The following is a 10,085-nucleotide window of genomic DNA, read 5'->3' as shown; positions in this document are numbered from 1 at the left end:
TCTTTCGTAAAGTAGCGGAGACTTTATCCATAATCATGACAATAACCACCATGATTAATGTAATAAACATCACGACATCCCAATTCCATAAGCGCATATTCTCGGCATAAACTAAGCCGATCCCTCCGGCCCCAACAAAACCTAACACTGCGGCCGAACGGGTATTGGATTCAATCTGATAGAGGCTTAGCGCTAAAAAGGTTGGAAATGATTGAGTGAAAATACCAAAACGTTGTTTTTGTAAGGCATTGGCCCCCATTGCAGTTAAGCCACGATTGGGTGATTTATCTACCGCTTCATGCCCCTCAGCGTAAAGTTTACCGAGCAATCCCATATCTTGCATTATAATCGCCAGCACCCCTGCAAGTGGCCCCATCCCGACAGCGCGCACAAAAATCAGCCCCCAGATTGCCATATCAATACCACGGAAGATATCCAGGAAACGGCGCACGACAAATGAAATAAGACGTAAACCCGGTGTCGACATCACATTTCGCGCAGCCAAGAAGGACAGAGGTAAAGCAATCAATGTTGCAGTGAGTGTTCCGGCAAAAACAATGGCTAAGGTAATAAAAATCTGGCCAAAGTAATATCTAAATGGCCAATTAACAAAATCATGCCAAACAAACATGCGCAAAAAATATCGGCTTATTTGCTGGCTACCATTAACAAATGCCTGCCAGGGAATACCAAAGGTTTTAAAGAAAAAAAGGTAATATAAAAAAATAGCTACCCCAATGAGAGTAACCCATCTGATATAGCGTTTTTGCTGTAAGAAAATCTGCGGATGCTGTTGCTTCAGTGTAAAGAGCTGCTCTGCGGTTAGATTATTATTTAGCATTATGAAACCCCTTCCACAACTCGCTTGCGTAATTTGCCGGATGTGTAATCCAACAGCGAAACCACGATAATAATCAGCAGTAGTGTCATACTCACCTGATCATAGCGATCCAATTTTATTGAGGTCATTAACTCCTGACCAATTCCCCCCGCACCCACCAAACCCAAAATAGTCGATTGGCGAAAATTAATTTCCAGCCGCATAAAGCTATAGGAAAGAAATATGGGTTTGACTTGCGGCCAAAGCGCAAAACGCATCCGTTGTAATTTACCTGCCCCACACGCAGCAAGGCCACGAACAGGTTTATCCGATGCGGTTTCCAATGATTCGTAGAACAACTTGGTTAAGCTGCCAATAGTATGTAAGGCCAGCGCCAGAAAACCGGGAATCGCGCCAATTCCAAAAGCCATGACAAACATCACTGCCCATGCCAATTCTGGCATCGTGCGTAAAAAGGCGACAAAGGCCCGAATAGATAATCTCACCCATGATGGGCTTTGAGTATTATTCGCCGCCAAAAAGGCAAGAATAATGGCAACTATTACCGACAAGATTGTCGATGCCACCGCCAATTGCAGAGTTTCCCAGATTAGTGGTAACTGAATCGGCAGACGATAGCCCCAATAGGCCAACGAACCTTCCGTATGACCATCCGCCAATAGTTTATGCCAATGGAGAACGGGGACAGTTTCAACCAGGTAATCAAAAAAATGCGGAATAGAAATAAAAACAGTATGTAAATTAAATTCGGCAATACTTCCCGCACCAAGATAGATAATGACCAGCGTCAATGACCAAATCAACGTTTCACGTTTCTGTTTAGCGCGAACCCGCTGATAGTAATGGTTGAAGTCCGTATTCAAAATTAGCTACCACCTAAAAAATAGCTCCGGCAAGCCAGAGCTAAACTATTTTTATCCGCAGAGCCGGCTTAGCGGTCGCCTTTGGTTAATTCGCGCTTCATATCAATGATTGTTTGATATTCACTTAGTGATGTTTCACCAATATGTTGTTTGCCGCCCATCGCTTTGATAAAGCAGGCGTGATCTTCTTTATCCAGTTTTTTAACCGCAGCCACGAGTTGCGCTTTGAATTCAGGTGGCAATGTGCCACGGACTAAAATCGGGCCATTAGGAATAAGTGGCGATTCCCAGATAATACGGATCTGCTTCATTAAGTCTGGGTGATCCATTCTAATCATGCGGGTGAATGCGCCACTGGTATAACCGGTATTGTAGTCGCCGATCATTGATGCCCATGTTACTGCACCGTCAAATTGGCCGTTAATAACACCCAGAATATCCTGCTCATGGCCGCCAGAGAATGTCACGCTAGAGAAGAAATTGTTATATTTGTTATCTGGTGTTCCACCTAATTTCTGTTTAAAAATTTGATTAGGGATCAAGAAACCTGAAGTTGAATCTGGGTCAGCAAAACCAAACGCTTTTCCCTTTAAATCTTCAATTTTATGATAAGGACTGTCGGCTTTGACGACCACAACTGAGTGATAACCGCGTGACTTGTCAGTATCATCAATAGCAATACCCACGATATCGACAGCTTTAGGATCTTTGATATAAACAGAAGCAAAAGAGGAGGGAGACATACTTAATACCAGGTCAATCTTGCCGCCGAGTAAACCTTGAATAACCCCTGAATAATCGGATGCATTATGCAAATTGGTTTTAACGTTTAATTCCTTATCCAAAAATTCTTTGACGCACATGTTATCGCCAATTTGCTGTGTCGCATTCTGCCCGCCCAAAATACCCAGATTAATTTCTTTAGGTGCATCCACTGCAGTGGCATTAAATGCCATTACACTTGCCAATAATGAGGTAAGACAAAGCACTTTTTTCATTAAAATAACCTATTCTGATAAAGGGATAAGTGGGAATTAATGCAAAATCTCAGTTGATTCGTCGCTATATATATCCTGAATAATGGTGTCATTCAGCATAGAGGGATGCCCGTCAAAAATAATCCGTCCGTGAGCAATACCAATGACTCTCGTACAATATTCTTTCACTAAATCTACAGAGTGTAAGTTAACGACGACTGCAATATCGTTTTCACTTATTTTCTGCAAGGTATTCATAATTCGGGTGGTATTCTTTGGGTCCAAAGAAGCGACAGGTTCGTCAGCCAATAATATTTTAGGGTTTTGCATCATGGCACGGCAAATAGCCACACGCTGCATTTGCCCACCCGAAAGGTTTTCTGCGCGTTGCAACGCATGTGGCAGCATATTAAGCCATTGCAGCAACTCGATTGCTCTGGCGCGATCTTGGTCTGCAAAAATTTTAAAAAATGATTTTAGTGTAGAAGTGTAATTGAGGCGACCTAATAAAACATTCGTTATAACATCGAGACGAGGAACCAAACAAAAATCTTGAAAAATCATGCCACATTTGGCCCGCCATTTTCGCATCTGCTTGGTTGTAAGAGCAGCAATATTCTGTGTCTCACCATTGTCATGATAATTAATAATTTCACCAGCACTGCTGGGAATAGTACCATTTAAAACATGCAGTAATGTCGATTTACCCGCCCCTGAGCGGCCAATTATTGCGACAAATTCACCCGCATGGAGCTCAAAATTAATATCATCCAGAACTCGATGCTGTGACTTATACGCCTTAACTAAACCTTTAACAGCAAGTACCTTTTTACGCGGTTCTGACACCGCAGCTGGATAATCAGCCACAGTGAATTTACGTAATGCCTGGCCCATGTCATGTCTCTCAGATTGCCTGTAGTCATGAGCCATTAACGAATATTTCTATTGCATATTGATGATAGTTTTATGAGAGAAAGGTGACAAAATTTAGCCACCTTTCTGATATGTTGATGAGCTTACACTTTTTGATTAATGCTTATTCCGCCAACGAATAATTATTTAAAATTACTGTGGAAGCATTTAAATAGCCTCTAACTTCTCAACTTTCGATAGACAAGCAGCACGACCAGCGAGCCGATAACCGCCACGACAAAGCTACCAAAGTTAAACCCATCAACCTTGCCCATACCAAAGAAAGTACTGATATAGCCACCAACCAGCGCACCCACCACGCCGAGGATTATAGTCATAATAAAACCGCCGCCATCCTCTCCTGGCATAATCCACTTAGCCAAAATGCCGGCGATAAGACCAAAAATAATCCAAGATAGTATGCCCATAAGCACCTCCATAAAATTAAAAATCACTGATAGCAGATTTGCCTATCTCATTCATTACAAACTCAACATTACAGCCTCAAACCGCTATCGTCATTGTTAAGTTAAGACCCGAATAACAAAATCTGCAAATCAAATCCGCCATATTCAGATGAAATTAAATAACGGGTTCACGTGGTGAGAAAATATGGTTAACACCCTGTTGTTGCAGTTTTTTTAGTAAATCATGTCCACCATTTGGGGCACTATGGGCACATTCCCTTTCACTGGCAAAAACAGGACTGGCCCAATATATATTAACCGGGTCATCTTGCTGGAGAGGCAATATTAGGCTATCAGCCTTGTCATAAAGCTTTGATGATAACATATAGCCTTCATACCCTTGAGGGGCTACCTCTGACTCCAATGTATGCCCTTCCCCCAGCCACGTTATTTTGCCCCAAGGTACATGAGCAAAACCGGCCAATGCGCTAGCCATATGGATAGCATTTTCCTCATTAACATATTGGCTATCAATCGCTATAGCCATTTCGAAACGCCGGTATTTAGCCGCATCGTCATTAAATAATATTTCAACCCATGGCTGAGGACGGATACTAACCCCCAACGTCAGAAAATAATATATTCCCTCTTTCTCATGCTGTGAGATAGCCATAGGTGGCCATTTACCTTGATCGATAGCATAATATTTAACCGAGGGACCAAAGTGTTGTTCGTAGCACCGAATATATTCAGCCTGTAATGTAGGCCAAGGATTACCTTCCTCCTGCTGCCAGACTCGCCAGAATTGGCGTGTGTTTTGTGCACGAGTATATTGGGTATTAGTGGAAGCAGACCCCAAAGGTAATGTCAGCGGGTTGTCTTTAATACAACTGGCAGAATAACAAACTGAGTGATCAATATATAAACTCCAGCCGGGAATAATCGCCAGTAATTGCCCCTGATACCATAATGCTGCGCCATCATCACTTTCTGACCAGATAATTGAAATAAGCTGCGCATCAAGTTCAGCCTCACCAGCCACATTGCGGCAAAATTCGGCCGCTAATCGCGGAGCTAATCCTTGTTCAAGAGCGCCACTATCAGCCGATAATGGCGCTGCAACCAAATTTCTCACCCAACAAGCGCGAACAGGGAAACGTTCTTCAAACGCCTCTTGCGGATAAATATAGAAGTACACTACCCGATGGTCTTGCTGCACCACGGCGACTAATGTCTGGTTTTCATTACTGACTTCGGCCAGTACCTCAGATTCTTTCATATCGCCTCAACTGTATCGGCAAAGGGTTTCAGGCTAAATACGCTGTATTGCCTGCCGTAAAATAAGTCTATTAGCGGGATACTCATAATCTTATGCTAATAACTCTATCCTGAATAATGTAAAAGAGTGACCGTAAAAACTCTTCGATAGTGTAAAACGACTTTCCCCTTTAAATCATCAGCAAAAGTCTCAAAAAGTCTCAGTATCAACATGAATATCTAGACACATATTTTTATAATTGATTCAATATCTTCCTATAGGGACGGACTATAATGAGGGAGTATAACTTAAAGATTAATCGCCAATAGTAGATAGTCTACCGCTTGCTTTCACGCTAAAATAGCCCCCTTATTTCTCGCAGAATTGAAGGCTGATATGGCATATATACCGAAGAACTACGCGCGTCTGGAAAGTGGATATAGAGAGAAAGCGTTGAAGATTTACCCGTGGGTTTGCGGTAAATGCTCACGAGAGTTCGTTTATTCCAATCTACGCGAGCTGACGGTTCACCATATCGACCATGATCACAGCAATAACCCCGAAGATGGCAGTAATTGGGAGATGTTATGCCTTTTTTGTCATGACCATGAGCACTCTAAATATACCGAAGCAGATCTCTATGGTTCGACTGTCATTGCCGGTGATGATGCGCAGAATGATCAAGGGGTTGCCACCCATAATCCCTTCGCTAACTTGAAGTCTTTGATGAAAAAATAAGGCTATCTGGCCGTGACACCTAGAACGGCCAATATTTCGCCAGGAGAGTTCGTACGCGGGCTAGAAACCAAGTAATTGCCGGTATGATCGGCTTTCTTGTTGATTTGCCAATAATCCTAATCTGTCAGCTAAATCTTGGCATTCAGCCTTGAGATTATTAAGTGCCGTAGCATCATCAGTCATAATGGCTATTTCAGCAAAATCACCCAACCCAGCCAGGACATCAACCGTGACATGAAATTTTCCCACAAAATAGATGCTACGTCGTTTTTCCAATGTAAACGCTGGCTGATAGCCTAATGTTGACAACATACTCTGCACTTTATCGATATCTTCAATATGAGTCGCTTCGCAACGTTCGGTGCCTGGCCCTTTAACTATCCACAAACGAATCCCTGATGGATTCATTTCTCGTAAAACCATACTTATTTGCTTAGCCGCTAAATCACCGCTATTCGCTTCCAGATAGATATCTTTTTCATGATTATCGACGGTAAACACAATTGCTTTATGCATAACTAACCGTTTATGCAATTGAGTGATATCCGATACTTGGAACTTCAACTCAACCTCATATTTACCAACAAAATGCTCACTCATAAAATGCCTTATTAATCCGTGTCATCATCAAATCCGATCCTATACTTCATAGTCTGATGATCAAAAATTATTATTGTGATACAGAGCAAATTAGCTCTCGCATTAGCCATGCTAAGCGGAGGGCAGCACAAACGCTAATAACAATATAATCGCTAATGACGTGAAAAGTTTCACAAAATTAATGCAATGATAGGGATGTGCTTGTATGAATCAATCTAACGATAAAAAAACTCAAACCTTGCTAGCTCAGTTGCAGCATATTGTAGGCGCCCGCTATTTATTGACTGGCGAACGACAAACTGAGCGTTATCGTTCCGGTTTTCGATCAGGGGCGGGTTCTGCCCTTGCGGTCGTCTTCCCGTCGACATTGTTGCAGCAATGGCAGTTATTGCAGGCCTGCGTTGCAGCCGACACTATCGTTATCATGCAAGCAGCCAATACGGGGCTGACAGAGGGATCAACTCCTAGTGGTGATGATTACGACCGCCCTATTGTTATATTGAATACATTGCGCCTTAATCAGATTCAGTTACTCAGTGAGGGTAAGCAGATTATTGGCTTTCCTGGGAGCACGTTGAATCAACTGGAAAAACGCTTAAAACCTTATGATCGAGAGCCCCATTCGGTTATTGGTTCTTCCTGTATTGGCGCCTCTGTTATTGGCGGTATTTGCAATAACTCAGGTGGTTCTTTGGTTCAAAGAGGCCCCGCCTACACGGAAATGGCACTATTCGCGCAAATTGATGCACAAGGTGAGTTGCAATTAATTAATCATCTTGGAATTAATTTAGGTAATACACCAGAGGAGATTTTACAACGTTTAGAACGGGGTAAATATCGGGACAGCGATATTCTTCAAAATACACAGCAAGCATCCGATCACGAATATGCTACACGCGTAAGAGATATTGATGCGCCAACACCTTCCCGTTTTAATGCTGACCCAAGGCGCCTATTTGAAGCCTCTGGATGTGCGGGTAAATTAGCTATATTTGCAGTTCGGTTAGATACATTTCCCAGTGAAAAACAGCAGCAAGTTTTTTATATCGGCACCAATGAAACCCAAGTATTAACAGAACTGCGGCGTGCTATTTTACGCGACTTCAAACATTTGCCTATTGCTGGTGAATACATGCATCGTGACATTTTTGATATTGCGGAGGTGTATGGCAAAGATACATTTGTCATGATCAACAGTATGGGCACCAATAATATGCCGCGTTTTTTCACCTTAAAAGGCAAAATTGATGCGCGCCTGAGTAAAGTTCCATTTCTGGTTGATCACTTAACTGATCGGATCATGCAAGGTTTTAGCCAGGTATTGCCTAACCATTTGCCAAAGCGGCTTAAGAGTTATCGTAACAGATATGAGCATCACTTGATGTTGAAAATGTCAGGTCAAGGAATTACTGAAGCCCAGCAATTTTTAAAGGAGTTTTTTGCTACTGCGGAAGGCAATTTTATTACCTGTACCGTCGATGAGGGTAAAAAAGCTTTTTTGCATCGTTTTGCTGCGGCTGGGGCAGCCGTTCGCTATCACGCAGTTCATGCCGATAAAGTTGAAGACATTCTAGCACTGGATATTGCTCTACCACGTAATGAAGAGCAGTGGTTTGAAACTCTACCACCTGAAATAGACCAATGTCTGGTTGCCAAACTCTATTATGGCCACTTTTTGTGCCATGTGTTTCATCAAGATTATATTGTGAAGAAAGGAGTCGATACGCACGCCTTAAAACAAAAAATGTTGGCTCTTCTGAATGATAAAGGGGCGGAATATCCAGCCGAACATAATGTCGGGCACCTCTATATCGCCAAGCCAGCTTTAAAGGCTTTTTATCAGCAGATAGACCCAACCAACAGCTTTAACCCTGGGATTGGCAAAACGTCGAAACTTAAATATTGGCAGACAAAATAACGCTACCAGTAATGGGTATGGTTTGAATCAGAATAATTAAGCATTATCCGAATTGCAGCATCATAGCGTATGGATTCTTCCAGACAAACTATAGTCATAGTCTACTACCAACTAAGGTTGGTATGACTAGTAAACGTTATTTTTTCATCTTGATGACTGGGAGAACAAATGAAAATAATACTGTGGATTATTGCGATCATTTTTATTGTAGGCTTACTGACCATTACTGGCGTATTTAAACTCATTTTCTAATTTTTATCAGTAATATGAGCGCTATCTATTAAATACTATAGGCAGAATTTGCCAGTCACTCGCAAACTCTGCCTTTCTATTATCAATTGCTGTATTTATTCGGATACCTGAGCTAAGCGGCCTTGAGCATCTTTTTGCTGGCGATAGCTTTTTGCAGCACCGGGGATGGGTGCGGCCTTGCCCGTTTCCATCCAACTGCGCAGGCGGTTTGCATCTGCAAAATGGGTATATTTACCAAAAGCATCCAAAACAACCAGTGCAACAGGGCGGTTACCAATAACGGTACGCATTGCCAAACAATGCCCTGCCTGATTGGTAAAGCCGGTTTTGGTGAGCTGAATATTCCATTTGTCGTTATAAACCAAATGGTTAGTATTACGGAAAGGCAACGTGTAATTTGGCTCGCGGAAGGTTGCCATTTTCTCGGTCGTGGTACTCAACTGTCCAATGAGGGGATATTGCTTAGTCGCTATCAATAACTTAGTGAGATCACGCGCTGTTGAAACATTATTAATCGAGAGGCCGGTGGGTTCGACATAGCGAGTTTTAGTCATTCCTAGCGATTTAGCTTTTGCATTCATTGCCTTAATAAAGGCGTTATAACCGCCGGGGTAATGATGAGCCAGACTGGCCGCGGCACGGTTTTCCGACGACATGAGCGCCAGCAGCAGCATGTCTTTGCGGCTAATTTCACTGTTCACTCTAACCCGTGAGAACACGCCTTTCATTTCTTTGGTTTGATGGATATCAATTGAGATAATCTCATCAAGTGGCAATTTAGCATCTAATACCACCATTGCTGTCATCAGTTTGGTGATGGAAGCGATCGGCACAACCTCATCAGCATTGTTAGCATAAATGACTTTATTCGTTTGTAAATCAACCACCATAGCACTTCCCGAGGCCAGCTCAAGAGGCGCTTTGCCCTTAACTTCACTGGCCCCACCACTCGCTATCGCGGCAGGAACAACACTGATACTGGTGGATAAAAGCAAGAAGCTTAATAGTGCAAAACGGATTTTCACATGCATGTTCATCAGCTTAAATAGGTTGTCTGGAGCCACTGTGGTTGATCCGGCGCATTATAAATTACAGTAATGCCCTGCGCACCACACATTCTTAAAATGATTGTTACAAAGATTAAAGCTGCCTAATCGCTGCTCAGCGGTAAACATTTACGTAAGTAAATACAGCCAACTTCAATATTAGTCTATAATGCCAACAGAAATATTCAGATAAACCTAATTAACAGGTGTTTATATGGGAACGACAATTTTTGGTATTCTTTTCGGTGTATTTTTAATCGCGGCTGGTTTAGC

10 protein-coding genes are annotated in these 10,085 nt (G+C 42.4%); 2 read left to right on the top strand and 8 right to left on the bottom strand.

All coding sequences use genetic code 11. From position 1 onward, the window contains the following. From phnE (ACNSO8_RS03825) to ACNSO8_RS03800, 6 genes are all read right to left on the bottom strand, one after another. A partial coding sequence (gene phnE, locus ACNSO8_RS03825) for a phosphonate ABC transporter, permease protein PhnE (protein WP_418393871.1) occupies positions 1 to 841 on the bottom strand: 841 nt, incomplete at its 3' end. Then, on the bottom strand, positions 841 to 1,704 hold the full coding sequence (gene phnE, locus ACNSO8_RS03820; RefSeq protein ID WP_418393870.1) for a phosphonate ABC transporter, permease protein PhnE: 864 nt from the start codon (positions 1,702 to 1,704) through the stop codon (positions 841 to 843). The genes phnE (ACNSO8_RS03820) and phnE (ACNSO8_RS03825), both read right to left, overlap by 1 nt. A 68-nt stretch (positions 1,705 to 1,772) precedes the next feature. Beyond that, a complete protein-coding gene (phnD, locus tag ACNSO8_RS03815; protein WP_418393869.1) occupies positions 1,773 to 2,702 on the bottom strand; it encodes a phosphonate ABC transporter substrate-binding protein in 930 nt (309 codons plus the stop codon). A 36-nt stretch (positions 2,703 to 2,738) separates the two neighbouring features. Then, positions 2,739 to 3,575: a phosphonate ABC transporter ATP-binding protein gene (phnC, locus tag ACNSO8_RS03810; RefSeq protein WP_418393868.1), complete on the bottom strand. Its 837-nt coding sequence runs from the start codon at positions 3,573 to 3,575 to the stop codon at positions 2,739 to 2,741. A gap of 197 nt (positions 3,576 to 3,772) precedes the next feature. Continuing rightward, positions 3,773 to 4,021 carry a GlsB/YeaQ/YmgE family stress response membrane protein gene (locus ACNSO8_RS03805; protein ID WP_418393867.1) on the bottom strand — a complete coding sequence of 83 codons (249 nt, stop codon included), beginning with the start codon at positions 4,019 to 4,021 and terminating at the stop codon, positions 3,773 to 3,775. Between the two features lie 154 nt (positions 4,022 to 4,175). Further along, complete coding sequence (locus tag ACNSO8_RS03800) at positions 4,176 to 5,279, bottom strand: suppressor of fused domain protein (RefSeq protein ID WP_418393866.1); 1,104 nt, start codon at positions 5,277 to 5,279, stop codon at positions 4,176 to 4,178. Positions 5,280 to 5,654: 375 nt separating this feature from the next. On the opposite strand from ACNSO8_RS03800, the gene yajD reads away from it, so the two are divergent. Next, the gene (yajD, locus tag ACNSO8_RS03795; RefSeq protein WP_025377708.1) at positions 5,655 to 5,996 is read left to right on the top strand and encodes an HNH nuclease YajD; all 342 of its coding nucleotides are present in this window, start codon (positions 5,655 to 5,657) and stop codon (positions 5,994 to 5,996) included. Between the two features lie 60 nt (positions 5,997 to 6,056). Here the strand turns inward: yajD and cyaB are convergent, their stop codons facing one another. Further along, positions 6,057 to 6,596 (bottom strand): class IV adenylate cyclase, encoded by a 540-nt coding sequence (gene cyaB / locus ACNSO8_RS03790; RefSeq protein ID WP_418393865.1) that lies wholly within the window; start codon positions 6,594 to 6,596, stop codon positions 6,057 to 6,059. Between the two features lie 205 nt (positions 6,597 to 6,801). Between cyaB and dld the strand changes: the two genes are divergently transcribed. Then, entirely contained in the window at positions 6,802 to 8,514 is a 1,713-nt protein-coding gene (gene dld / locus ACNSO8_RS03785) for a D-lactate dehydrogenase (protein WP_418393864.1), read from the top strand. A 347-nt stretch (positions 8,515 to 8,861) separates the two neighbouring features. Here dld and pbpG read toward each other — a convergent pair whose 3' ends face one another. Beyond that, positions 8,862 to 9,797, bottom strand: coding sequence for a D-alanyl-D-alanine endopeptidase (gene pbpG / locus ACNSO8_RS03780; RefSeq protein WP_418393863.1), 936 nt, complete (start codon positions 9,795 to 9,797; stop codon positions 8,862 to 8,864). Positions 9,798 to 10,085 lie beyond the last annotated feature (288 nt).

The organism is Yersinia sp. LJYL362 (assembly GCF_048323875.1).
Note: the sequence above shows the minus strand (reverse complement) of the source record. Positions and strands in the feature narration are given on the sequence as shown.

Coding starts and splice junctions, on each gene's coding strand:
- cyaB (WP_418393865.1), bottom strand. CDS start 6,596: ATGAGTGAGCATTTTGTTGGTAAATATGAGGTTGAGTTGAAGTTCCAA.
- yajD (WP_025377708.1), top strand. CDS start 5,655: ATGGCATATATACCGAAGAACTACGCGCGTCTGGAAAGTGGATATAGA.
- ACNSO8_RS03805 (WP_418393867.1), bottom strand. CDS start 4,021: ATGGGCATACTATCTTGGATTATTTTTGGTCTTATCGCCGGCATTTTG.
- ACNSO8_RS03800 (WP_418393866.1), bottom strand. CDS start 5,279: ATGAAAGAATCTGAGGTACTGGCCGAAGTCAGTAATGAAAACCAGACA.
- dld (WP_418393864.1), top strand. CDS start 6,802: ATGAATCAATCTAACGATAAAAAAACTCAAACCTTGCTAGCTCAGTTG.
- phnC (WP_418393868.1), bottom strand. CDS start 3,575: ATGGGCCAGGCATTACGTAAATTCACTGTGGCTGATTATCCAGCTGCG.
- pbpG (WP_418393863.1), bottom strand. CDS start 9,797: ATGCATGTGAAAATCCGTTTTGCACTATTAAGCTTCTTGCTTTTATCC.
- phnD (WP_418393869.1), bottom strand. CDS start 2,702: ATGAAAAAAGTGCTTTGTCTTACCTCATTATTGGCAAGTGTAATGGCA.